At 67.7% G+C, this 23,296-nt stretch carries 22 protein-coding genes and 2 tRNA genes; 13 read left to right on the top strand and 11 right to left on the bottom strand.

Translation table 11 applies throughout. From position 1 onward, the window contains the following. Positions 1-123: 123 nt before the first annotated feature. From JWP28_RS06605 to JWP28_RS06590, 4 genes are all read left to right on the top strand, one after another. Positions 124-1,569 carry an aldehyde dehydrogenase gene (locus JWP28_RS06605; protein ID WP_299541325.1) on the top strand — a complete coding sequence of 482 codons (1,446 nt, stop codon included), beginning with the start codon at positions 124-126 and terminating at the stop codon, positions 1,567-1,569. A 15-nt stretch (positions 1,570-1,584) separates the two neighbouring features. Then, positions 1,585-2,814 (top strand): cytochrome P450, encoded by a 1,230-nt coding sequence (locus tag JWP28_RS06600; RefSeq protein ID WP_299541323.1) that lies wholly within the window; start codon positions 1,585-1,587, stop codon positions 2,812-2,814. 105 nt (positions 2,815-2,919) lie between these two features. Beyond that, entirely contained in the window at positions 2,920-4,575 is a 1,656-nt protein-coding gene (locus JWP28_RS06595) for a GMC family oxidoreductase N-terminal domain-containing protein (RefSeq protein WP_299541321.1), read from the top strand. Between the two features lie 127 nt (positions 4,576-4,702). Beyond that, entirely contained in the window at positions 4,703-4,891 is a 189-nt protein-coding gene (locus JWP28_RS06590; protein ID WP_299541319.1) for a helix-turn-helix transcriptional regulator, read from the top strand. Positions 4,892-5,035: 144 nt separating this feature from the next. Here JWP28_RS06590 and JWP28_RS06585 read toward each other — a convergent pair whose 3' ends face one another. From JWP28_RS06585 to JWP28_RS06575, 3 genes are read right to left on the bottom strand one after another with little or no spacing between them, the layout of a single operon-like run. After that, positions 5,036-6,559: a hypothetical protein gene (locus tag JWP28_RS06585; RefSeq protein WP_299541317.1), complete on the bottom strand. Its 1,524-nt coding sequence runs from the start codon at positions 6,557-6,559 to the stop codon at positions 5,036-5,038. Continuing rightward, a complete protein-coding gene (locus JWP28_RS06580) occupies positions 6,556-6,993 on the bottom strand; it encodes a DUF5681 domain-containing protein (protein WP_299541315.1) in 438 nt (145 codons plus the stop codon). The genes JWP28_RS06585 and JWP28_RS06580 overlap by 4 nt, the downstream gene beginning before the upstream one ends. Continuing rightward, on the bottom strand, positions 6,986-7,276 hold the full coding sequence (locus JWP28_RS06575; protein WP_299541313.1) for a DNA methyltransferase: 291 nt from the start codon (positions 7,274-7,276) through the stop codon (positions 6,986-6,988). The genes JWP28_RS06580 and JWP28_RS06575 overlap by 8 nt, the downstream gene beginning before the upstream one ends. On the opposite strand from JWP28_RS06575, the gene JWP28_RS06570 reads away from it, so the two are divergent. Next, complete coding sequence (locus JWP28_RS06570; protein ID WP_299541311.1) at positions 7,248-8,291, top strand: recombinase family protein; 1,044 nt, start codon at positions 7,248-7,250, stop codon at positions 8,289-8,291. The genes JWP28_RS06575 and JWP28_RS06570 overlap by 29 nt on opposite strands. 368 nt (positions 8,292-8,659) lie before the next feature. On the opposite strand, the gene JWP28_RS06565 is transcribed toward JWP28_RS06570, so the two are convergent. Beyond that, positions 8,660-8,736, bottom strand: a tRNA-Pro gene (locus JWP28_RS06565). Between the two features lie 137 nt (positions 8,737-8,873). Here JWP28_RS06565 and JWP28_RS06560 point away from each other — a divergent pair. Continuing rightward, a tRNA-Gln gene (locus JWP28_RS06560) sits at positions 8,874-8,947 on the top strand. A gap of 34 nt (positions 8,948-8,981) precedes the next feature. Here the strand turns inward: JWP28_RS06560 and JWP28_RS06555 are convergent. Genes JWP28_RS06555 through JWP28_RS06545 form a run of 3 tightly spaced genes read right to left on the bottom strand, consistent with a single transcriptional unit; the run spans position 8,982 to position 13,324 of the window. Further along, positions 8,982-10,649 carry a glycosyltransferase family 4 protein gene (locus tag JWP28_RS06555; protein ID WP_299541310.1) on the bottom strand — a complete coding sequence of 556 codons (1,668 nt, stop codon included), beginning with the start codon at positions 10,647-10,649 and terminating at the stop codon, positions 8,982-8,984. 45 nt (positions 10,650-10,694) lie between these two features. Further along, positions 10,695-11,240, bottom strand: a complete 546-nt coding sequence (locus JWP28_RS06550; RefSeq protein ID WP_299541308.1) for a GNAT family N-acetyltransferase — start codon at positions 11,238-11,240, stop codon at positions 10,695-10,697. Next, entirely contained in the window at positions 11,237-13,324 is a 2,088-nt protein-coding gene (locus JWP28_RS06545) for a S9 family peptidase (protein ID WP_299541306.1), read from the bottom strand. The genes JWP28_RS06550 and JWP28_RS06545 overlap by 4 nt, the downstream gene beginning before the upstream one ends. A gap of 176 nt (positions 13,325-13,500) precedes the next feature. On the opposite strand from JWP28_RS06545, the gene JWP28_RS06540 reads away from it, so the two are divergent. After that, positions 13,501-14,337, top strand: a complete 837-nt coding sequence (locus tag JWP28_RS06540; protein WP_299541304.1) for a serine protease — start codon at positions 13,501-13,503, stop codon at positions 14,335-14,337. Between the two features lie 5 nt (positions 14,338-14,342). Here JWP28_RS06540 and JWP28_RS06535 read toward each other — a convergent pair whose 3' ends face one another. Next, a complete protein-coding gene (locus JWP28_RS06535; protein WP_299541302.1) occupies positions 14,343-14,792 on the bottom strand; it encodes a MaoC family dehydratase in 450 nt (149 codons plus the stop codon). Positions 14,793-14,991: 199 nt separating this feature from the next. Further along, the gene (locus tag JWP28_RS06530) at positions 14,992-16,533 is read right to left on the bottom strand and encodes an acyl-CoA synthetase (protein WP_299541300.1); all 1,542 of its coding nucleotides are present in this window, start codon (positions 16,531-16,533) and stop codon (positions 14,992-14,994) included. A 197-nt stretch (positions 16,534-16,730) separates the two neighbouring features. Here JWP28_RS06530 and JWP28_RS06525 point away from each other — a divergent pair, with 197 nt between their 5' ends. The 6 genes from JWP28_RS06525 (at position 16,731) to JWP28_RS06500 (ending at position 21,632) form a co-directional block, all read left to right on the top strand. Beyond that, on the top strand, positions 16,731-17,777 hold the full coding sequence (locus JWP28_RS06525) for a Tox-REase-5 domain-containing protein (protein WP_299541298.1): 1,047 nt from the start codon (positions 16,731-16,733) through the stop codon (positions 17,775-17,777). Positions 17,778-18,002: 225 nt separating this feature from the next. Continuing rightward, the gene (locus JWP28_RS06520) at positions 18,003-18,479 is read left to right on the top strand and encodes a hypothetical protein (protein WP_299541296.1); all 477 of its coding nucleotides are present in this window, start codon (positions 18,003-18,005) and stop codon (positions 18,477-18,479) included. A gap of 91 nt (positions 18,480-18,570) precedes the next feature. Then, the gene (locus tag JWP28_RS06515; RefSeq protein ID WP_299541294.1) at positions 18,571-19,455 is read left to right on the top strand and encodes a crotonase/enoyl-CoA hydratase family protein; all 885 of its coding nucleotides are present in this window, start codon (positions 18,571-18,573) and stop codon (positions 19,453-19,455) included. Positions 19,456-19,682: 227 nt separating this feature from the next. Beyond that, a complete protein-coding gene (locus JWP28_RS06510) occupies positions 19,683-20,102 on the top strand; it encodes a MucR family transcriptional regulator (RefSeq protein WP_299541292.1) in 420 nt (139 codons plus the stop codon). A gap of 118 nt (positions 20,103-20,220) precedes the next feature. Further along, on the top strand, positions 20,221-21,033 hold the full coding sequence (locus tag JWP28_RS06505; RefSeq protein WP_299541290.1) for an FkbM family methyltransferase: 813 nt from the start codon (positions 20,221-20,223) through the stop codon (positions 21,031-21,033). Positions 21,034-21,146: 113 nt separating this feature from the next. Further along, a complete protein-coding gene (locus JWP28_RS06500) occupies positions 21,147-21,632 on the top strand; it encodes a PAS domain-containing protein (RefSeq protein ID WP_299541288.1) in 486 nt (161 codons plus the stop codon). On the opposite strand, the gene JWP28_RS06495 is transcribed toward JWP28_RS06500, so the two are convergent. Together JWP28_RS06495 and JWP28_RS06490 are read right to left on the bottom strand one after the other, a co-directional pair. Continuing rightward, positions 21,629-22,051: a SufE family protein gene (locus tag JWP28_RS06495; RefSeq protein ID WP_299541286.1), complete on the bottom strand. Its 423-nt coding sequence runs from the start codon at positions 22,049-22,051 to the stop codon at positions 21,629-21,631. The two genes, JWP28_RS06500 and JWP28_RS06495, sit on opposite strands and share 4 nt — an antisense overlap. A gap of 9 nt (positions 22,052-22,060) precedes the next feature. Beyond that, positions 22,061-22,867, bottom strand: a complete 807-nt coding sequence (locus JWP28_RS06490) for a HAMP domain-containing sensor histidine kinase (protein WP_299541284.1) — start codon at positions 22,865-22,867, stop codon at positions 22,061-22,063. Positions 22,868-23,296 lie beyond the last annotated feature (429 nt).

Raw genomic sequence — 23,296 nt, 5'->3', positions numbered from 1 at the left:
AATGGGCAACCACAATTGCAGTGGCATAAGAGATAACGGTATTGTACGATCGTCCAACTCAACAGGTCGCCCAGCAAGAGTGACTTCCGCCCCGCGAGGCGGTCCATAGCGAGGGACGGTCGGGTGCGTGAGCGGCGTGAGCATTTCATCGGTGGAAAGTGGCTGCCGCCAGCGACCGGCGGCGAGATTCGGGTCCATTCGCCCGCCGACCTGAAGTATGTCGGCCAGGCTCCCGACGGATCGCCGGCGGATATGGACCTCGCGGTAGCGGCGGCGCGAGAGGCGTTCGACAGAGGGCCCTGGCCAAGGATGGCGTCGGCGGAGCGCGCGGTCGTCCTGCGCCGCATGGCCGCAATCCTACGCGCGCAGGCCGACGAAGTGGCGGAACTGCTCTGCGATGAGATGGGCGCACCCATCACCTTCCTAAAGCGGGGAGGCGGCGATGGGGTGTCGCGGCTCTTTGAGTACTACGCAGACCTCGCCGAGACCTGGCCGTTCGAGGCGGCGCGTCAGGGCGCCCTGGGCCCGGCCGTCATCCGCCAAGAGCCGGTGGGTGTGGTGGCGGCGATCACGCCATGGAACGGCCCGATGTACATCCTTGCGCTCAAGGTGGCCCCGGCCCTGGCCGCCGGGTGTGTTGTGGTCGCCAAGCCGGCTCAGGAAACCCCGCTCGACGCCTTCTGTTTGGCCGACGCGGCAGAGCAAGCTGGGCTCCCGCCGGGCGTGTTGAACATTATCCCCGGGGGTCGGGAGGTGGGCGACTACCTCGTCAGGCATCCGGGCATCGACAAGGTCTCGTTTACCGGCAGCACCGCTGCGGGCCGCAAGATCGGGGCGATCTGCGGCGAACAACTCAAGAGGTGCGGGTTGGAACTCGGCGGCAAGTCAGCGGCCGTGATGCTCGACGACGCCGACATCACGAGCCTGGTACAGTGCGCCGTCCCGCTCGGTCTGGCCTTCAACAACGGCCAGGCCTGCGCGGCCCTCACTCGGGTGATCGTGCCGCGCGCGCGGCACAACGAGGTCGTCGACGCCTTCGTGGACGTCGTCCAGCGCCTCACGGTCGGAGACCCGCGCGATCCCGCCACGGAACTTGGTCCCCTGATCGCGGAGCGGCAGAGGGACCGCGTCGAGCGCTACATCGCCCTGGGCAGGGCGGAAGGCGCAACCCTCGCCGTGGGCGGCGGACGCCCCGCGGGACTGGACAAGGGCTGGTATGTCGAGCCCACGGTGTTCTCTGACGCTGCCAACGACATGACGATCGCACGCGACGAGATCTTCGGGCCCGTGGGGGTGATCATCCCCTACGACGGCGGCGACGAGGCGGCGATCGAACTGGCCAACGCCTCGACCTACGGGCTTGGCGGAGCCGTGTTCTCGGCGGATTCGGAACGGGCCTATCGCGCCGCCAGCCAGATCCGCACAGGGACCATCGGAGTGAACATGTTCGGCGTCGATCCCCTCTGCCCCTTCGGCGGCTTCAAAGGGTCGGGGATCGGCCGCGAGATGGGCCCCGAAGGTCTCGCCGGATTCATCGAATACAAGTCCGTATTCGGGTTCTCCAACTAGCCAAGGCCGAAGCCCATGTCCGACGTCCCCGATTTTGCGCGCGATCCGAATGCGCCGGTTCCGGCTCACGTCCCCGACGAACTCGTCCGCGACATCAACCTGCTGAACGGGCCCGGCATCGCCAAGCGCCCGTTCGAGACCTTGACCACGCTGCACGAAGGGCCGCGCACTGTCTACAACACCGGCGAGCCGATGCGCGGTGGATATTGGATGCCGACTAGGGCCGCCGACATCCGCGACATCCTGCAGGACCCCGAGACCTTCTCGTCTAGGGGTATGGCCGGCTTTTCCGCACTGGTCGGGGAAACCTGGCCGCTGATCCCGGCCGAGCTCGACCCGCCGGTCCACTCGGACTTCCGTACCCTGCTTAATCCGCTGTTCAGCCCGAAGGCCATCGCCAGCTTGGAACCGCGGGTGGAGCAACGTGCTGTCGAGCTGATCGACAAGTTGGTCGGACAGAAGGGCTGCGAGTTCATGTCCGCGTTCGGCCGGGCTTTCCCGGTGTCGATCTTCCTCGAAATCATGGGACTGCCCATCGAGAACGTGGAACTCTTCTCCGGTTGGATGGACGATATCCTGCATTCGCCGGACGTGGATCAGCGCCGGGCAGCCATGCGGGAGGTTATCTCCTACCTGCGAGAGGTGGCGAAGGCGCGGGCCGACCAGTCTGGTGGCGACGTCATCAGCATTGTGGTGAACGGAAAGGTCCAGGGTCGGGCCCTCACCGACGACGAAATCATCGGCACGCTCACCCTGGTGTTCGGCGGCGGCATCGACACGGTCGCCAACGTGCTTGGGTTCTTCTTCAAACATCTGGCCGAGGATCCCGAACTGCAAGCGCGGCTGCGGGCGGACCCGTCGCTCATTCGCAGCGCCGTCGAGGAGCTGTTGCGGCGCTATTCCATCGTCGTGCCGCATCGCCAGGTCACGCGCGACGTGGAGGCCGCAGGGGTGCAGATGAAGGCCGGCGACTGGATCGAGGTCGTGACGTCGCTGGCGAGCCTCGATCCGGACGAATTCGCCGAGCCCCTGGCGGTCAGGACAGAGCGCTCCCCGAACCGCCATCTGGCCTTCTCGTCGGGACCGCACCGCTGCGTCGGCGCGCATCTCGCGCGCCGCGAGTTGGCCGTGGCCATGGAGCGGTGGCTGAAACACCTGCCGCCGTTCCGGCTGGCGCCGGGCGAGGCCTACCAATGCCATGGCGGCCTGTTCGGCGTGGACTTCCTGCATCTCGTCTGGGACTGAGACTGCTCCGCCCGGTGCAGCCGAGGCCCGATATACAGCTTACTCTTTCAAGTCTGACCATCTAAAACGGATAAGCAGCCGGCCACCGACCGGCAGGGGGGATTCATGGAGGTTCAGCCGGCTCAGTGGACCTACATCATTGTCGGCGGCGGCTCTGCGGGATGTGTACTGGCGAACCGCCTGTCCGAAGACCAGCGCAACCGGGTCCTGCTTCTGGAGGCCGGTCCGAATCGCTCGGGCATATTCACCCGCATTCCTGCCGGATTTCTGCTGATCCCGAAGGCGTTGGATTGGCGCTATTCGGCCGCGCCGGACCAGAGCCGGGGCGGCGTGGTCGAGCAGTGGGCGGCCGGCCGGGTGCTGGGCGGCGGCAGCACCGTCAACGGCATGATGTGGGTGCGTGGCGATCCGGCGGTGTTCGACGAGTGGGGCCGGCAGGGCGCGACGGGCTGGACCTATTCCGACGTCCTGCCGTTCTTCCGGCGCGCCGAGTCCTATCGGGGCGGCGCCGACGACGCCCGCGGCGGATCGGGGCCGCAGCCGGTCTCCGGCCCGGCGTTTGTGCATCCATTGACGCGGGCGTTTGTTCGCGGCGCCGTGGACGCCGGCTTCCCTGAGAACCTGGACTACAACGGAAGGCGGCAGGAGGGGGTAGGGCTCGCCCAATCCTCCACTCGGCGCGGCGTGCGCTGGAGCACCGCCGACTCCTACCTGCGGCCAGCGCAGGGGCGTCCGAACCTTGCGGTGGTGACCGAGGCTTTGGTGAGCCGGGTTCTGTTCGAAGGCCGGCGGGCTGTCGGCGTCGAATATGTTCGCGACGGACACACCATGCGCGCCGGCTGCGAGGGCGAGGTTATCCTCAGCGCAGGCGCGTTCGGTTCGCCGAAGATACTCATGCTCTCGGGCGTCGGGCCCGCGGGCCACCTGCGGCAGATGGGCCTCCCCGTCGTCGCCGACCGCGTGCAGGTCGGACAGAACCTGCGCGAGGACCTCTATACGCAGATGAGCTGGCATGCCGCCGTGCCGACCATGAACATGGAGGCCACCCTGCTGAGAGGCCCCTTCCATCTGCTCAACTACCTGCTGTTCGGTCACGGACCGATCGCAGCTGCGCCGATGCATGCGAACCTCTTCTACAAGGCTGATCCGAAGAGCCCGGTCGTGGACTCGCAGATCTGCTTCTCGCCCAATGCGGTGACGGTGGCGGTGGACGAGAATGGGGTGCGCGACCTGCACAAGCGACGGCTCTACGAGCGGCCGGCCGTCACCGTGCTGGGCGCCGTCGTCCAGCCCCTGGCGAGGGGCTCGGTCAGTCTGAGGTCCGCCAACCCAGCCGATCCGCCGGTGATCCATCACGAGCTGCTGTCTCATGACGAAGACCTGCAGCGGCTCCGCGGCGTCTGCGAGACGATCCGGCGCATCTTCGCGACGGACGCCCTGCGCGGGCTGGTCTTCGACGAGCGGATCCCCGGTGAAGGCGTGGCGACAGAGGAGGCATGGAATGCCTATCTGCGGGCCGCCAGCTGGCGCGGCGAGCACGGATCGGGCGTCTGCCGCATGGGCACGGACCCGGACGCCGTCGTCGACTCAGAGCTTCGCGTTCGCGGCGTGGACGGCTTGCGTGTTGTCGACGCCTCTGTCATGCCCACGCTGCCAAGCGGCAACACCAACGCGGCGACGATCATGATCGCTGAGAAGGGCGCCGCACATATTCTCAAAGGCGCAGCCGCCTGGGCGAGGACGGCGCCGCATAGCGCCTAGTCAGACGTTCGGGTTCGCTGAAACTCGACGGATCGATTTCGATCCGTTTGGCGCGAAATCTGGAGATATTCCAGGATCAGGGCACCGATGGAGCCGGCGACCTGGGTAGACGTCTCGGCGTGCTTAAGTGAACGCCAATGTGCGCCGCCTGCGCAAAGCGGCCCGCTACAGCCAGGAAGGCTTCGCCGATGCGTGCGGCCTGCACCGCACCTACATCGGCGCCATCGAGCGCGCCGAGAAGAACGTCTCCCTCGACAACATCGAGCGGATCGCGAGCGCGCTGACGCTGGAGCCTTGGATGCTGCTCAAGCCCTGATCCGCCCAACCCATGCTGCGCATCGAGATCGGTGCGCAGGCAATGCTTCTATTCAGCGGGCGAGAAGTTGCGGGCTAGGACGTCATTGCCCCAGGCTGTCTCCAAAAGGGCGCGGCTGGGCCGTGACGTGGACCGCAGTCTTGGCTAGCGAGGCCGCGGATTGCGGTAGGGCGCGAAGCGGGGCCGGGGCATCATATTGGCATTGTGACGTTGGCGCGGGTCGCGCTGGGGATGCGGTCGGCCGTGGCCGTGCGCGGGGCCACCGATCGCAAAGGGCGACGGCGGACTGTTGGCGCCTTGTCTTAGCCAGCGCAGACACTGGACTACGGCGTCGAGCTGATCGTCGTGGCTGCCGCCCGGAAACTGCACCGCCTCGTCCACGAAGTCCCGCACCCAAGGCTCATGCATCGGCAGGTGCACACGCCGGTCGGCAAGGATGTCGAAGACAGACAGCACCCGGTCCACCTTGGAAAGCGACGGACGCGGTATCACCACCAGCCGACCGGCCAGGATGGGGCGCAGCGACGAGATCAAAGCCGGCCCAAGCGCTGCGTCTTCAATCAGAACACGGGCGCTGCGATGCTGGTGGATCAAGGACATGGCCTTCGCCTTAAGCGCCTCGAACTCCGGCCGACCGCGCCAGATCTGCGAAATGTAGTAGTTCTGATCGTGGCGGTGGATGACGGCGCAGACGCTATATGAGCCGGTCTCACCGGGGCCTCCGCCGGCGAGGTCGAAACTCAGGAAAGTCTCGAACGGCAGCGCAGGTATGACCTCGACGGGGGTGAAGAACCGTTCCTCGATAAACCCTGAGCTTGGGCTGACGGGGGTCTGTTGATATTGCGAGAGCCAGACGAACGTGGGCGTTTGGCGTCGGTAGCGCTCCAGACCCGCCTCGCCCCAGTTGTCGGGGTCAAGCACGTCACCCACCGGGCGCACCCAAGGCTTGCCATCGATGAGGTAGGTCGTCTCGGTTTCGGCAATCTGTTGGACGACCACGTGCTTGAACCCGCCGCCCTCGAGAAGCTGGCCTGCCACGTCGTCGGGGTGCAGACGTTGCATGACCAGGACGATCGCGCCGGCCGCCTGGCTGTTCAGACGCGAAGCAAATTTCTCCACGATAAGGCCGTAGGCGCGATCGCGAGCGGCGGCGGATTGCACGACGCCCGCATCGAGCGGGTCGTCGATGATGATCCAGTCGGCGCCGTGGCCGGTGGTCCCGGACTCCAGCGATCGCGCGAACACATGGCCGCCGGCCGTGGTCTGGAAGTCGCCGGCGCGGTTGTGATCCGGGTCGAGCCGCGTGCCGGGGCAAGCCCGCTGATACCAGTCGGCCTGCAGGAGCTTGCGGATCTTCTCGGTGTGCGCGAGGCCTAGTCGCTCGTCGTGGGTGACGATCATCACCTTGAAGCCCGGCCACTTGCCGAGCACCCAGGCGACGGTCGCCACGACCGCCACGAAGCTCTTCAGGCTGCGGGGCGGGGCGTTGAGGACCAACCGCAGGGTCTCGCCCGCGTAGACGAGGCGCATCTCCGAAGCGAAAAGCTCGATGTGTCGGCCTGGCCGCAAGGCGTTGCCCTCAAGGTGCTCGAAGGCCTTGTGGACGAAGGCGCAGAGGTCCTCGCGCAGCAGGGCGTCGAATAGGTCTTGGCTGTAGGGCGCGTTCACTGGGCGTCCTCCGGACCGGACCCGGTCGCAGGGGCCGTCTCAGGCGCCACGGGTCGGCTCGACCCTCGCGCCAGGAAGTCGTCGAGGATCTGGCGGTCGACGTCCGCCAGTGGCGCGTCGGCCGGCGCCGGCGCGCCATCGGCCTCGGCTGTCGCCTTGGCGACCAGGGTGATCAAGAGACTGGCCGCACGCGCATCGCCCTTCAGCGCCTTAGCGACCAGGGCCTTCAACATCGCCCGCTGCTTGGAAACCCGCAGCTCGCGATCGCCCTCGCGGATCCGGATGGTCTCGCCAAGCTCTTCGGCAAGGTCGGTGGCGAGGTTCTTCGCGCCCTTCGGCCGGCCGTTCGGATTGCCCGAGCGGCCAGGCTTGAAGCGGCTCGCCGCAGGCGGCTTGCCGTAGCCCACCTCGTAGTCCGGCTTGCGGTCAGTCATGGCCCACCTCGCTGTCATGGCTGGGCGCCGGCAGCGCCAGCATGGGCGAGGGGAGGGCAAGCGTGCGTTCGCGCTCGGCGAAGGTTTGGCCGGTCGCCGCCAGCACAGCCGGCCCGCCGGTCTCGGCCTCATAGCGTCGCAGGATCACGTCGACGTAGGCCGTGTCGAACTCCAGGCCATAGCCCCGGCGTCCGGTGCGCTCGGCGGCGATGATCGTCGTCCCCGACCCCAGGAACGGGTCGAAGACGATGGCGGTGAACCCGGACGAAGCGCTCCGGGTCACGGCCGTGTTCGAGCGTTATCTCGCCTTGGGGTCAATCCACGCGTTGGAGCGTTCAGGCGTCCACGGGAAGTCCTGGGTCAACCGCGCCAGCAATATCGTCGGTGGCGGCAACTTGAGCCGTGGAGCGCTGCACTACCTTCTGACCAATCCGGCTTATCGCGGTATCACCCGCCACCACGACAAGCGCTACGTAGGAACCCATCCGGCGATCGTCGACGCCGAGCTGTGGGACAAGGTCCAGGCCAAGCTGGCTGACGCGCCAGCCTCACAGCCCAAGAGTGCGCTGGCGGGCGAGCCGGCGGTCCTCCAGCGACGGCTGTTTGATGATCGCGGCAATGCGATGGTGGTGGTCCACACCAATCGCCGGGGCCGGCGCTACCGCTATTACGTCTCCCGGCCCAAGCTGACCGGCAAGGGCGAGGCCGGGTCATTGCACCGGATCTCGGCCGGACTCGTGGAGCAGTTCCTGGTGGATCGGCTGACGCCGCTACTGGCGGAGGGCTGGCGACCTGACGACTTAGAAGTGGATCGGGTCGCGGAAGCTCTAATCGCAGTGACTCTCAGCGCCGATCGGATCGTGGTGGATCTGCAACGACAGGCGCTGCGGTCGGACGTGGCGGTGGCGGAGATCGATGACCAGCCGGGACTCGGCCGCTTCGATGTGGCGTTCCACATGCGGCGTCGGCAGGGCGCACTGGTGCTCGATGCCGCCGGCGGCCAGCCTGCTGCGGCCGGCAAGATCGATCGGGCGCTGGTCCGCGCGATCGCATTGGCCAGGGTCTGGGCACAGCAGTTGGAGTCCGGCGAGATCGGGTCGATCACCGCACCGGCGACCCGCGAGAAGCTCTGCTCGCACTATACGGCGCGACTGCTGCCGCTAGCCTACCTGGCGCCAGATCTCGTCGATCAGGTTGTGCAAGGACGCCAGCCGCGATCGCTAACCTTGGCGGCGCTCACCCAGCAGACGCTGCCGATCTACTGGGAAGAGCAGCGGCGAGTTTTCGGCGACCTGTAATGCGCATCGTCGATCCCTGCCAATCGGACTTCCGCGGCCAAATTCCCTGATCCGAGTTCCCACGGCCTGGCGTGCCGGTGGTGCGGAGGGCAGGGAAATCAATGGCGTTGAAGATCCGCGGCGCGGCCGGACGCGGCCGCAGTTCGGGCCTTTCCCTGTAGGTTCTCTGCTAGCAGCGAATCCCGCCGCCGGGTTTGGTGGAAACCTACACTTTTGGAATGGGCCCAGAGAAAGGCGGTGATAGTGCCGCGCAAGGGCGAGAATTATTGCGCGGAGAGCCGCGCCACTGCGCTTGGGGCGGCCTAAGCCGCGGATTTCGCGAGCATAATTGAAACGGGAATTTCCGGCCGAGTTGTGGGCGGAAAGAATGGTCGGAGTGGCAGGATTTGAACCTGCGACCCCCGCGTCCCGAACGCGGTGCTCTACCAGACTGAGCCACACTCCGACTTTGGAGCGCGCCTTATAGAGGAGGGTCCCCGGGGTCGCAAGGCGGCGAGCAGCGGCCTTTGCGGGCGTTGCATCGCAGGGTCTCCTGCGCTATCTGACCGCCTCCGTGAGGCCACCCCTACGGGCCGTTCCTGCTGGGGAATGGTGTAATGGTAACACTGCGGTTTTTGGTACCGTCATTCTAGGTTCGAGTCCTAGTTCCCCAGCCAATTCCTTGCTCTCCGCCCGCCGGGCTCCAAGGCGTCAGGCCGCGTTCGGGGCGGTCGCCAGGATCAGCAGATCGATTTTCGCCAACCTGGCCGCGACTTCCGTCATCTGGGGGAGGGTCACCCCGGTTGCGGCGGCGAGCTCTTCCACCGTCAAGGGCCCGGCTTCCAGCGCCTGCAGCACCCGGCCGGCGAGTTCTGGTGCGACGCGCCAGAGGGACAGCAAAGGGTCGGCGATCAGCGCCCGATAGGCCCCGGGCGTCGCCCCGGGGGCCCGCGAGACGATCGTCGTGGCGGTGACATGGCGGGTCGGATAGCTGGCGAAGGTGTCGAACGGCCCCATGTGGTCCGCGGAGCTTGCGGGTGCGTGGGAAAGCCAGGCCTGCGTCGCGGGATCGGCGGCGGCCTTGCGCCGGATCTCGGTCTGGACGCCCCACAGGTCCTGGTAGCTCCGGTAGACGACGCGCCAGTCGAAGGTCGATCGCGCGCGCGCCTGGCCGGCGGCGCCCATCCGGCGGCGCAGGGCCTCGTCGAGGACCAGATCGCTCAGGCGCGCCCTGAGTTCGCCCATGTCGACGGCCACGGCGGTGTTGCTCCGGTAGAGGTAGTCATCGTACCCGCCGACACCGGCCTCGAAATAACGGGTGACAACCTCGGCCGCGCCCGGCGCCGGCGCCCAGGTTGGAATGCGGAAGCCATCGACGCCGTCGCGAACCGTGTCCTTGTACCCGTTCCAGTCGCTCACCAGAGCCGGCAGTCCGGCCGCCATCGCCTCGAGCGGGGTGAGGCCGAAGGTCTCCTGGATGGAGTCCGCCAAGGAGATGAATAGGTCCGCGGCCGCCCAGGCTCCGCGGTAGGCCGCGAAGTCCTTCCCATCGACGAAGACCGGCCTGACGTCGGGGCAAAAGGTGGCGACGGCGGTCTCGAAGAGGCTCCCGGTCGCCGCGTTGAAGGCCTGGCCGGCGAGCAGCAGGACGATGCTCCTGCCCGTCTCCCTGGCGACATCCTGCAGCGCCAAGAGCATCGGATAGGGATGAGCCTTGCCGGCGATCGACAGGCGTCCGGCGAACAGAACGGCTACATCCGTATCGTTCAGGCCGACGGCGGCTCGCGATGCCTGGCGCTCCTGCGCGGTGAACGCGAAATCGTCGGTGTGGACCCCAAGCGGGATGACCGGCAGCAGCGGCCGCTCGCTCGCCACATCCTGTCGCGTTCGCCAGCGCTGGTGCTCCGCCTCGCGATCAAGCACTGCCTCAACGACCGTGAGCGCGGCCTTGGAGGTGCAGATCAGCGCGTCCCAGGGCATCACCGGGTCCACCAGGATCTTGGCGATGGCGTCCAGGGTCCAGGAGGTGGCCAGGGTATGGGTCACGCCGCAGAGGCTATAGGCCGCGGGACCCACGCGAAGCCGCTGTCGGGCCATGGGGCCCAGGACCTGGTCGGGCCGATAGAGCAGGCCTATTCCGGCCAGCAGATCCAGCCGATCGCCCGCGATCCATTCGGTTGCGGCGGCGGGATCGATGTCGGCGACCGTGCGGCGGAAGACCTCCGCGGAATTGGCCGACGGCGTGTAGGCCGTGACAGGCTGGGCCCCTCGTCCCTGCACCGCCGCGCGCAGGAACCCGGCCCCCGCCGATTGGCGGCCCATCAGCTTGGGGCCGGTCAACAGGTAGCCGTCCGGCTCGAACACAATGGCGGGGTTCACGCGCCGCGCTTAACACGGCCCTCCGGATGCCGGAAGCCGAAGGCGTCAGTGACCGCTAAGCTTCACGCCGGCGCCGGTCGGCTCCTGGCTGTCGCCGCCGTTCAGCGGCTTCTGCATGTGCACGATGTCGACCCAGCGGCCGTGCTTGAAGCCGACGCTTCGGCCGACGCCGGTCTGCTCGAAGCCCAGGGAACGGTGCAGGCCTATGGAGGCCGAGTTGCCGCTGTCGCCGATCACCGCCATCAGCTGGCGCACGCCCAGCGCCTCGCAGGCTTCGATGACGGCGGCGAGCATCGCGCGGCCGACGCCCTTGCCGGCGGCGTCGGGGGCCACATAGACGCTGTCCTCCAGGGTGTAGCGGTAGGCGGCGCGCAGGCGGAACGGAGCGGCGTAGGCGAAGCCCAGCACCTGGCCATCCTGCTCGGCGACCACGTAGGGAAGGCCGCGCTCGGCGATGGCGCGGCGCCGCGCGTCCATATCCGCGGCCGAGGGTGGCTCTTCCTCGAAGGTGCCGAAGCCGTGCAGCACGGCGTCGCCATAGATCGCCGCCAGCGCCTCGGCGTCGGCTTCCGTGGCCGGGCGAACGATCATGCCTTTTCCCATCCCTTCTCCAGGGCCCTGACGGCGAAGGCGTAGTCGAGCGCGATCTCCTTCAGGAAGTCGAACCGGCCCGAGGCGCCCCCGTGGCCGGCCTCCATGTTGATCTTGAGCAGGAGCGGGGCGTCGCCGGCTGAGAATTCGCGCAGCTTGGCGACCCACTTGGCCGGCTCCCAGTAGGTCACGCGCGGATCGGAGAGGCCGCCGGTGGCCAGCACCGGCGGATAGGCCTGGGCGCTCACCTGGTCGTAGGGGCTATAGCTTGCGATCAGGTCGTAGGCCGCCGGGTCTTGAAGCGGGTTGCCCCACTCGGGCCATTCCGGAGGGGTCAGCGGCAGGGTGGTGTCGCTCATGGTGTTGAGCACGTCGACGAACGGCACGGCGGCTATGATCGCGCCCCAGAGCTCTGGCCGCAGGTTCGCGACCGCCCCCATCAGCATGCCGCCCGCCGAGCCGCCGTAGGCCGCGATTCGGCCCCTGGCGGCATAGCCCGCCTCGATCAGGTGCTCGGCGGTGGCGATGAAGTCGGTGAAGCTATTGGGCTTCTTCTCCTTGCGCCCATCCAGGAACCAGCCCCAACCCTTGTCGGAGCCGCCGCGCACGTGCGCCGTAGCCCAGATCCAGCCGCGGTCCACGAGGCTGAGGTTGCGGATCGAGAAGCTGGGCTCCATGGCGTGACCGTAGGAGCCATAGCCGTAGAGCAGCAGCGGCGCGGAGCCGTCGAGCGGGGTGTCCTTCAGCATCAGGACGGTGACCGGGACCTCCTGGCCGTCGAGCGCCTTGGCGTAGAGGCGCCGGGCGACATAGCGCGCCGGGTCGTGGCCGGAGGGGATTTCCTGGGTCTTGCGCAGCGTCCGCAGCTTCGTGGCCAGGTCGTAGTCGAAGGTCTGCCGCGGCGTGGTCGGCGACTGGTAGACGAAGCGGGCGGTGGTGGTCTCGTACTCGTAGCCGCCCTCGAGGTTCAGCGCATAGGCCTCCTCGTCGAAGCTGATCTCATGCTCGGCGCCGTCCCGGGCGGTGACCACCAGGCGATCCAGGGCGTTGACCCGCTCGGCGCGGACCAGGTGGCCGGCGAAGGCGGCGAAGCCGGTGATGTAGCGGCCGGGCTGGTGGGCGATCCAGTCGCGCCAGCTCGCCTTGGCGGGAACGGCCGCGTCGGAGGTCGAAAGCTTGAAGTCCACTGCGCCGTCGGCGTTGGTGCGGATCACCCAGCGGTCGGTCCAGTGGTCGAGGCTGTATTTCACGCCCACCTGGCGCGGTTCGGCGACCACGGGCGCGGCGGTCGGGTCGGCCGCGGGGATCAGCCAGCTCTCGGTGGTTTCCTGGTTGCCGACGTGGATCAGGATATGGCTGTCGTCGGAGGCGGTCCCGACGCCCAGGAACATGCCCTCGTCCTTTTCCTCGTAGACCAGCACGTCCTCGCCGCCCCGGACTGTCCGGCGGAACACCTTGGAGGGCCGGGCGTTCTCGTCGCGCCAAATCCAGAACAACCACTGGCTGTCCGGCGAGAAGGTGAAGTCGCCGTAGGCGCTCTCGATGGCGCCGCCGACCTCTTGGCCGCTCGCCAGGTCGCGGACGCGGATCGTGTAGTACTCCGAACCCTGCTCGTCGGCCGCCCAGGCGTAGAGGCCGTGGTCCGGGCTGTGGTGGGCGGCGCCCACCTGGAAGAAGGGTTTTCCCTGGGAGAGCGCCTCCTCGTCCAGCAGCACCTGCTCGGCATCTGCCTGGCTGCGCGGCCGGCGCGCATGGATCGGATGCTGGGCGCCCAGGTCGTAGCGGACATAGTAGTCCCACGGCCCGTCGGGAGCGGGGACGGAAGAGTCGTCTTCCTTGATGCGTCCCTTCATCTCCGCGAACATCTGCGCCTGCAGCGCCTCGGTCTGCGCCAACATCGCCTTGGTGTAGGCGTTCTCGGCGTCGAGGTGCTCGCGCACGTCGGCGCGCAGGACCTTGGGGTCGCGCAGCACCTGCTGCCAGCTGTCGTCCTTCATCCAGGCGTAGTCGTCGACGCGCACGCGGCCGAGCTGCTCGATGCGGTGCGGACGTTTCGGGGCGACAGGTGGCGTGGGCTTGCTCATGGCCGCTAAATGCGCTGCGCCGACCCCCGGCTCAAGCAGGCGCGGAGCCCCGGCGCGTCACTTAGGCGCAAGATGCTCACGCGGTCTTATCTTGGCGGCAACCTTTGGGTGGTTGACTGTCGTCTCGTAGAGGTCGCGCCGGACGCGACAAGTAACCGGAGTATTTGAGAATCGCCATGGTCATGGACCTGTCCGCGCAGTTGATGCAGGCGACCGTCCAGCTCGAGCAACCGCTCGGCGACGGGACGCGCACCGTAGGCACCGGGTTCCTGATCTCCGAGACCACGCCCGACGGCAAGCCGCACACCATCCTGGTCACCGCCAACCACGTCTTCGACAAGATGCCGGGCGCCAACGCGCGTATCGGCTACCGCATCGCCAACGCCGACGGCAGCTGGAGCTATTCCCCGCAGCCCCTGCGTATCCGCGACGGCGCCGGTCACCCGCTCTGGACCCATCACCCGTCCCGCGACGTGGCGGCCATCGCCATCACCGCGCCCGAGGCCTTCGCCAAGGCGGCGATCCCGGAAGAATACCTGGCCGCCGACGACACCTTCTCGAAATACCAGGTGGGCGCCGGCGACGAGATGATGGCGCTGGGCTTCCCCCGCGGGCTGGCGGCCAATCCGGCGGGCTTCCCGATCCTGCGCGCCGGGCGCGTGGCGTCCTTTCCGATCGCGCCGGCCAAGATCTTCCCGACCTTCCTCCTCGACTTCGCGGTGTTCCCCGGCAACTCCGGCGGGCCGGTGTTCATGAGCGGCCCGGCGCGCCGGTCCAACGGCGACCCGGTGCAGCCGCGCCCGGACGTCGAGTTCATCGCCGGCCTGCTCACTCAGCAGGTCGAACTGAACAGCGAACGCCTCGACATCGGCATCGTCACCAACGCCAAGTACATCCGCGAGACGCTGGCGCTGGTCAGCAACCCCGAGGCGCCGGTGACCGTCGTGGCCAGCCAGTCGACCATTTCCGGCGCGAAGGCGGCCTCCGCGGAAGAAGCCGCCACGCCGCAGTAGGGGCGTCAGCCCCCGTAGACGATCGAGATCGTCTCGGCGACGCAGGCCGGCTTGTCCTCGCCCTCGATCTCGATGGTGCACTCGTTCTTCAGCTGCATGCCGCCGGCCTTGGGCTCGGCGCCGATCAGCTTCTGGCGCATCCGCACGCGCTTGCCGACCCGGACCATGTTGACGAAGCGGACCTTGTCGGAGCCGTAGTTGATGCCGCGCGTCACGCCCTTCACCGGCAGCATGCCCTGCCCGAGGAACGGGATCAGCGACAGGGTCAGGTAGCCGTGGGCGATCGGGCCGCCGATCTCGCGGTTGGCGCGCTCCACGTCGACGTGGATCCATTGGTGGTCACCGGTGGCGTCGGCGAACTTGTTGACCCGATCCTGATCGACCAGCAGCCAGTCGGATACGCCCACCTCGGTTCCCACCAGGCCGGGCAGGTCCTTGATCTCCACCGGGTTCATCGCTTGCTCCCTCGATTTGAAACTGAGGTTCGACCTCTAGCAGCCCTTACCTCCTACGCGAAGCGGGGGAGGGGGACCGCTCGCCGAAGAGCGAGTGGTGGAGGGGGCGAGGTCAAGCGCCGAGCCTGGTCCCGCCCCTTCCACCATCGGCTCTTCGGCCGATGGTCCCCCTTCCCCGTGAACGGCGAAGGCAAACGGCTCAGCCGATGCGCGCGCCTTCCTTGCCCCAGTAGGCGTCGCGAATCAGGCGCTTGTAGAGCTTGCCGGTGGCGTGCCTGGGAAGCTCGGCCATGAAGTCGATCACCCGCGGGGCCTTCACGTGGCTGAGGTGCTGGCGCGCGTAGGCCATCAGTTCGTTGCGCAGGTCCTCGCCCGCGTCGGCCCAGTCCAGCGGCTGGATGACCGCCACGACCTTCTCGCCCATCTCCTCATCCGGCGCGCCGACCACGGCGGCGTCGGCGACCTTGGGGTGGCCGATCAGCAGGTTCTCGACCTCCTGCGGATAGATGTTCACGCCGCCGGAGATGATCATGAAGCTCTTGCGGTCGGTGAGGTAGAGGTAGCCTTCCTCGTCCAGCCAGCCGACGTCGCCCAGCGTCGTCCAGCCGTGCTTGTTGCGGGACTCAGCGGTCTTGGCCGGGTCGCCGTGGTATTCGAACTGGCCGCCGCCCTCGAAGAACACCAGGCCCTCGGCGCGCGGCGGCAGGGGCTCGCCCTCCTCGTCGCAGATTCTGACCTGGGCCGTCAGCCCGCGCCCGACCGAGCCCTTGTGCGCCAGCCACTCGGTGGAATTGATGATGCAGAAGCCGTTGCCCTCGGTGCCGGCGTAGTACTCGTGCACGATCGGGCCCCACCAGGCGATCATCTGTTCCTTGACCGGCACCGGACAGGGGGCGGCGGCGTGGAACACCGCCTTCAGCGAGGACATGTCGTAGCGCCCGCGAACCTCTTCCGGCAGCTTCAGCATCCGCACGAAATGGGTCGGCACCCACTGGGCGGTGGTCACCTTGTACCGCTCGATGAAGCGCAGCGCGTCCTCGGCGTCGAAGCGCTCCATCATGATCACCGTGCCGCCCATGGCCTGCACCGCCATCGACCAGCCCAGCGGGGCCGCGTGGTAGAGCGGGGCCGGTGAGAGGTAGACGCTGTCCGGCGTCCAGCCGTAGAGCGCCTGGCCGAGGGTGGCGAGCGCGTTGGGCGCGTCGATCGCCGGATCGACCGGGGCGGCCCGTCTGACCCCCTTGGGCCGCCCGGTTGTGCCTGAAGAATAGAGCATCGCCCCGCCGGCCGACTCGTCGGCGATCGGCGTGGTGGGAAAGGCGGCGCGGGCCGTCTCGAAGCTGCGATAGGGGCCTGCCTCGCCGCCGACCATGAGGAGGACCACGCCGGGGATCAGCGGCGCCACGGTCAGGGCCATCTCGGCCAGGGCTTTGGAGGCGACGAAGACCTTCGCCTCGCAGTCTTTGACGATGTACTCGGCCTCGCCGGCGCTCAGCTTCGACGAGAGGCAGGTGAAGCGCAGGCCCGACCGCTGGGCGGCCCACAGGATCTCGTAGTAGCGCGGGTGGTTTTCGATGAAGAGGGCGATGGCGTCGCCGGCTCGCAGCCCCAGCGAGCGGAACAGGTGCGCGCCCTGGTTCGAGCGGGCCTCCAGCTCGCCATAGGTCACCGTCTCGCCGGAATAGGCCATGATGTAAGCAGGCTTGTCCGGATGGGCGCTGGCGTGAACGCTCGGGTGCATGTCTCTCTCCCGCGGCGATCGGGGTCGGCCCTCGTCGCCAACTTATATTGGTTCGACGGCAATAGCGGGCCTTGACCTACGGTCCGTCAAGCGGTCTGCGCCGCCCTTCGGGATACAAATGTTCTTGTTTTGTTCTTGACCGCTAAGCTGAGCCATGGCATCCTGCGTTCTTAGAGTTGGGGGACTTCATGGCTCGAATGATCGACCCGTCGGCGCTCGAGGGCGACGACCTTGTCAATTGGTACCAGCGTTCTCCCGCGGAGGTGGACGCTGAACGGGCGGCGGCTCGGCAAGAACAGTACGACGCGTTTGTGAAGAGCATCGGCGGGGCGTCCGAGTTTCAGGGCGGCTCGACGGCGGAACCTCAAGGACCGACTTACGACGCGGCCCAAAGGGGCGAGATCGGCCCCAGCGACGGCGATGCGGGTCTCATGGAGGCCAGATATTTCCCGTTCGTAGCTCCCGTGATGCCGCCCCCATCCGGCCTTCGTGTCGGCCCCCCGCTTGACGCGCTCGGTGCGCCGCCGATCGGAGCGCCGCCGTCGGGCTTCTTCGGCCAGCATGACTACTCGACCGCGCTGGGCGGATACTACACCGACCTGCCGAGTCCGCTGAATTTCGTCACCTCGACGCCGGCCGGTTGGTGGGAAATCGGTGACGGACGCCGTGTGCAGACGGACGAGGTGGAAAGGATCTACGCGGAACAACGACGGCGGCTAAAAGGACAGGACAGCACAGAACCCGCGGCTCGCGTCCGGGTGGTCGACAATTGGAAAGACGGTCAAATCCCGCGTGAGAGCCAGGTGCAGGCGGGAGAGCGCGAGCTCGATCCGACGTGCCAGCCGAACGGGGGCTGGGAGCGAGATCCCAATTTCAAGAACTATCCCGCACTGACGAAACGCTACGAAGCGCAGGTGACGCGAGCGCCCGGACTGGACTACGTGGTCCGCAATCCCGGGCAACGGCCGGTGAAGTTCGACGGCTGCGCCGTTTGGGACCCGCAGCATCCCCTGCTCGAGGCAAAGGGTCCGGGCTACGCTCCGCTGCTACCGAAGGCGCTGGAGTGGGGTTTTCACAAACAGATGTTCGAGAAGGCAGTGGGCCAAGCTAATCGCCAGGCCGACGCGGCGCCCGGCCAGCGGATTGAATGGCATGTCGCGGAGCCCAGCGCCTTTGGGTTTTTCGACCGTGCGACTAAAGGTTTGCGCCCGCCGATCATTCTAGGACAAACGTCACCGCGTTGATCAATGACTTTCGGGGATGAACTAGGTCACGATATCTATCGCATGTTCAAATGCGGCTGGTCGGAGCGTCGGCAGACCGCGGCCGACATCGCCACGCGAATGCAGCAGCTCGCGGAGCGACTGGGCGCAATAGACCCCGCGTTCGCGTGTATCCGCCCGGATCCGGGGGCTCGGAGGTTCCGTCGCGGTGATCGGGGTCCTATCCTCGACATGCCGCGGGCTGAGTTGGCCGGCCTGATCGAGCGCCGCGGTCGGTTCGACCCGCCCAGATTTCCGGCGCCGGTCAGCCCGCAGGGCTACCACACGCTGTACCGCAACGACCTGATGGGTTTCGACCCCTCGCATCTGTCGATCACCGTCAGCGCCGGCGCATATGAATACGGCGCCAACGAGAACCACGTTTGGGTTTGGCCGAACACGGACCATCCGCTTTGGCGGGATCCTGAGTGCGGGATCCAAGTCCTGGACGCGATGGTGCAGACTTGGGAGCCTGAATGGGCGATCACCTATGGGTCTGCGTCCGAGGGCGAAGAAACAAAATCGCGCGTTCGGCCGTGGCTCGCGTGGACCGCAAAGCCGCTGGAGCCTAGGCCCAAACCGCCATACCTCCGGCCGTATCCCTATCCCTTCCCTCTGGACGATGCCGGGCCGGCTGCCGAGGCGAGGCCCTGGCGCGGCGGTGAGTTGCGCATCTGGCCGTGAGGCGCTGAAGCGGCGACGCCCCTTGACCTCCCTGCCGTCATGCGGGTGGAACTGGCTGCGAGCCAATCCCAGCCGTCAGAGGAAACGCGCCGTGACCCAGCCGACCTTCGAGACCCTGCTCTATGCCGTCGAGGACGGCGTCGCGACGGTGACGCTGAACCGCCCGGAGAAGCTCAACGCCTTCAACACCCAGATGATGAAGGACATGATCGCGGCCTTCGACGAGACCGACCGCGATGACGCGGTGCGCGCGGTGATCGTCACCGGCGCCGGCCGCGCTTTCTGCGCCGGGGCCGACCTGTCGGCCGGGGCCCAGACCTTCGACTACGACGCCCGCGGCGGCGAAGACCGGGAGGCGCGCCAGCGGGACGGCGTGCAGCGGGATGGCGGCGGCCTGCTCACCCTGCGCATCTTCGACAGCCTGAAGCCGGTGATCGCGGCGGTGAACGGGGCCGCGGTCGGCGTGGGTGCGACCATGCAGTTGGCCATGGACATCCGGCTGGCCTCCACCGAGGCGCGCTACGGCTTCGTCTTCGCCCGGCGGGGCCTGAACCCGGAGGCGGCGTCCTCCTGGTTTCTGCCGCATCTTGTGGGCGTCCAGCAGGCGCTGGAGTGGTGCTACACCGGCCGCATCTTCCCGGCGCAGGAGGCGCTCGACGGCCGCCTGGTGCGCTCGCTGCATGCGCCGCAGGACCTGCTGCCGGCCGCCAGGGCGCTGGCCCGCGAGATCGCCGACAACGCGGCCCCGGTCTCGGTGGCTCTGACCCGCCAGTTGATCTGGCGGATGGCCGGCGCCGCGCACCCGATGGAGGCGCACCGCGCCGACAGCCGGGGCATCCAGGCGCGCGGCCGCTCCGGGGACGCCCGCGAGGGCGTGACGTCCTTCCTGGAAAAGCGGCCCGCGGCCTTCCCGGACCGGGTCTCCAGCGACCTGCCGGACATCTGGGCCCAGTGGCAGGCGCCGGACTTCCGCTAGGGTCCGGCGCCCCGACATTGGTCTAGGTAGAGCAGCCGGCGCTTACTCGGCCGAATCGGCGTTTTTAACTCAACAGCCGGTTTCGACCTGCAAACTAGGGCGGATTCCGTGAGATTAGCTCTATTTGTGTGCTTGTGCCGTGGAAAAGTTCCATATAATGACCTCGCTACTGATCTCATGGATCAATTCAGCGCTCGCGGACGCGGCGGTTCCTATGGAAAACAAGAATGGATGAGAAGTCGGAAGTCATCGAGATGACGGCGGATATTGTCTCCGCCTATGTGGGGAACAATTCGGTTACGGCGGCTGATCTGCCGGGCCTGATCCAGAGCGTCCACCGGGCGCTGGCCGGCATCTCATCGGGCGGCGAGGCGTTGGAAGTTGCGCCGAAGGAGCCGGCGGTGCCGATCCGGCGCTCGATCACGCCGGACTTCCTGATCTGCCTGGAGGACGGCCGCAAGTTCAAGTCGCTGAAGCGGCACCTGCGCACCAAGTACAACATGAGCCCTGAGGAATATCGCGCCAAGTGGGGCCTGCCGAAGGACTATCCGATGGTCGCGCCGAACTACGCCAAGGCGCGTTCGGACCTGGCCAAGCAGATGGGCCTCGGCCAAGGCGGCCGCCAGGCGCCGCGCAAGAAGCGCTAGCGCCCGGACGGATCCCCTTCATTCGATCCAAGCCCAACCTATCGGGACGCCCGCCGGCTTCGGCGGGCGTTTCTGTTTGGAGTTGAGCGCCGGCGAAAAGTCGGGTTTGACAGCCGGCATGCTGAGCCCGGACACAAAGACATTCCAGACCCGCAACGGCCCCATGCTGGCGCTGGCCGGCGACCGCTACATAACCCGTTCGCTCGACGTCTATGGGGAGTTCAGCGGTGCGGAGTGGGCGCTTCTGGCGCAGCTCGTGAAGCCCGGGATGACCGTGGTCGAGGTGGGCGCCAACATCGGTACTCACTCCATCGCCCTGGCGCGGGCCTGCGCGCCGGGCCGCCTTTATCTCTTCGAGCCGCAGCAGCGGGTGTTCCAGCTTCTGTGCGCCAACCTCGCGCTCAACGGGATCCAGAACGCCATCGCCTACCCGGAGGCCTGCGGGGACGCTCCCGGCTTCGTGGTCGTGCCGACGCTGGACTACGGCGCGGAGAATAATTTCGGCGGAATCTCTGTGCGACCGGACGGCGAAGGGGCGCAGGGCCTGAAGGTGCGGGCGACGCCGCTGGACAGCCTGGGGCTGACGGCCTGCCATGTGATCAAGATCGATGTGGAGGGGTTCGAAGCCCAGGTGCTGCGCGGCGCGGCTGAGACAATCCGTAAGTGCAGGCCGGTCCTCTATGTCGAGAACGACCGGCGGGCGCACCAGCAGGAGGTCATCTCGCTCATCGCGGACATGGGCTATCGCCTCTATTGGCACCTGCCGCCGCTGTTCAGCGCCGACAACTTCAACGCCTGCGCCGAGAATGTCTTCGGGCCCATCGTCTCGGTCAACATGCTGGCCATTCCGCAGGAAAGCGGCAGCACGGTGCAGCAGATGCAGCCGATCGATCCCGCAAACTGGACATCGCCGGTCAAGCTGTCGCTGTAACGGCCGCGCCACCCGAAAAGCGGATCGTTAACCCTTTTCCGCTTGCCGCCGATTCGCCGGATCGGCGATAACTGATTCGTTATGAATCCAACCGGTTGCTAGGGCATCTGCACATGGTGGCGCAGATCGGGGCCCCGGCCGCGGCGGCCCGCGCGCACGAGGAGCTCTTCGCCTACTGGGCCTCGCTGAGGGATGGCACCCTGCTGCCCGGGCGGCGGCAGCTCGACCCGGGCGGCATCAAGCGCCTGTTGCCGACCGTCAGCCTGATCGACGTCGTCCGCGAGCCGCTCGATTTCCGCATGCGGCTGGCCGGCACCGCCCTCTACGGCGTCTATGGACGCGAGATCACCGGCAAGCGGCTCTCCGACATCTACAACACCGCCGCGGCCGACTACTGGCGCGTGGAACTCGGCAAGGTGGTCGCCGAACGGCGGCCGGCGGTGGGGGTGCACAGCCTCGCCTGGCGCGGCGCCTCGCACCTGTCGATCCTGTGGCTGCGGCTGCCGCTCGCCTCCGACGGCCAGGACGTTGACATGATCCTGGGCTTCGACGCGGTCGTCGGAATGAGCCAGATGCAGAGCGGTATCCGCGCGGCTTAAGCCAGCGCCAGTTCCGCGTCCCGGCGGATCCTCGCAACCATGGACGCCAGGCCATTCGACCGCTGCTGGGAAAGCGCGCCGCTTAGGCCCAACGAGGCGAACGCCGCGGGCGCGTCGAAGGCCAGGATCTCCTCCGCCCGGCGGCCGGAGAACAGGCGCAACAGGATGGCGATCAGGCCGCGGACGATGTGGGCGTCGGAGTCGCCGCGGAACTTCAGCGCGCCGTCGGCCTGCGGCTCCCTGACCAGCCAGACCTGGCTCGCGCAGCCGCGCACCTTGTTGGCGTCGGAGCGCTCGGCGTCGCTGAGCGGGGCCAGGTCGCGGCCGAGATCGATCACGTAGCGGTAGCGTTCTTCCCAGTCGCCCAGGACCTCGAACTCCGCTGAGAGCTCGGCAAGTTCGGCTTCGATGGCTCTCATGGGCGGGACTTAGGGGGGCGAGGGGCCTTCCGCAACGGGTAGTTGGGCGGTCTTCAGGCGCACGCGCGCGCTCAAGCCCTTGCCGGGCTCCGAACGCAGCGACAGCCGGGCGTCCATGGCGCGGCAGGTGAGCTCGCAGATCGGCAGGCCGAGGCCGGCGCCTTCCGCGCGTCGGACCAGCGCATTCTCGCCCTGCTCGAACGGCCGCATCAGGCGCGGCAGGTCGGCGGGATCGACGCCCTCGCCGTCGTCCTCGACAAAGACGTCGACATGGCGGTCGACGGCCGCCACCCGCACGCGCACCTCGCCGCCGTCGGGCGAGAACAGGGCGGCGTTCTGCAGGAGGTTGGTGAGAACGGTGCGCAGGCCCCAGGGGTCGGCGAGCACCAGGGGCAGGGCCGCATGCTCGAGAATGCGCGGGCGGACGCCGCGCCCGGCGAAATCCCCGGCCGCGGCGCTGATCGCGTCGTCGAGGGCGGGCTCCACGGGCTCGGGCCGGACGTCGAGCTCCAGACCCTCCAGCCGGCCGATCTCTAGCACCTGGTTGACCAGCCGCAGGAGCTTCTTGCCGCTGCCGCCGATGATCTGGGCGTATTCCTTGTACTGCGGCGCGCCGAGCGGGCCGTAGAGTTCGGCGGCGAGGATCTCGGAGAAGCCCAGGATGGAGTTCAGCGGCGTGCGCAGCTCATGGCTGACCAGCCGCAGGAAGGCGCGCTTCTGCTCCTCGAGCGTCGGCGAGCCGGCCGGCTTTCGCCGCGCGCGGTGGGCGCCTTCCGGCGCAGGCGGCGCATTCGCGGATCGGGCCGCTGGGGGCATGGGACGCCAGGCGCCTTCGTTTCGATGAGGCCGCAGTGTGCCGCGCGCCGCTTACGATTTCGTTTCGGTCCCCAGCGGACCTGCAATTGGTCCCCAGCCTTCAGGTCGCCCGGGAGGCGAGCGCCCTTACACCGCCTTGGCCGTGACGCTAAGCTACAGGAATGTCCGGCGCACAGATCGATCAGGCTTGACGCTGCCCAGCTCTTACAGAGGTCCACGCGCTCGCGCGGCCGCGGCGGGCGGCGACCGGCGCTTTGCCGTTAGCTGGCACCTGGCCTGGACGGTCATCGTGGCGGCTGCGGTCGGGGCGGTGGTCCTGCGCGGCGGCGGCCTGCCGCGCGGTGAATTGGCCGCGCTCGCGGCCATGGGCGCCGCGGGCGTCATCGGAGCCTTCCTGGCGGAGGTCGCCGGCGGAACCGGCGCAGCCTT

It is taken from the genome of Phenylobacterium sp., assembly GCF_028290885.1.
Taxonomy (GTDB): domain Bacteria; phylum Pseudomonadota; class Alphaproteobacteria; order Caulobacterales; family Caulobacteraceae; genus Phenylobacterium.
This window is presented reverse-complemented; position numbering and strand designations above follow the sequence as displayed.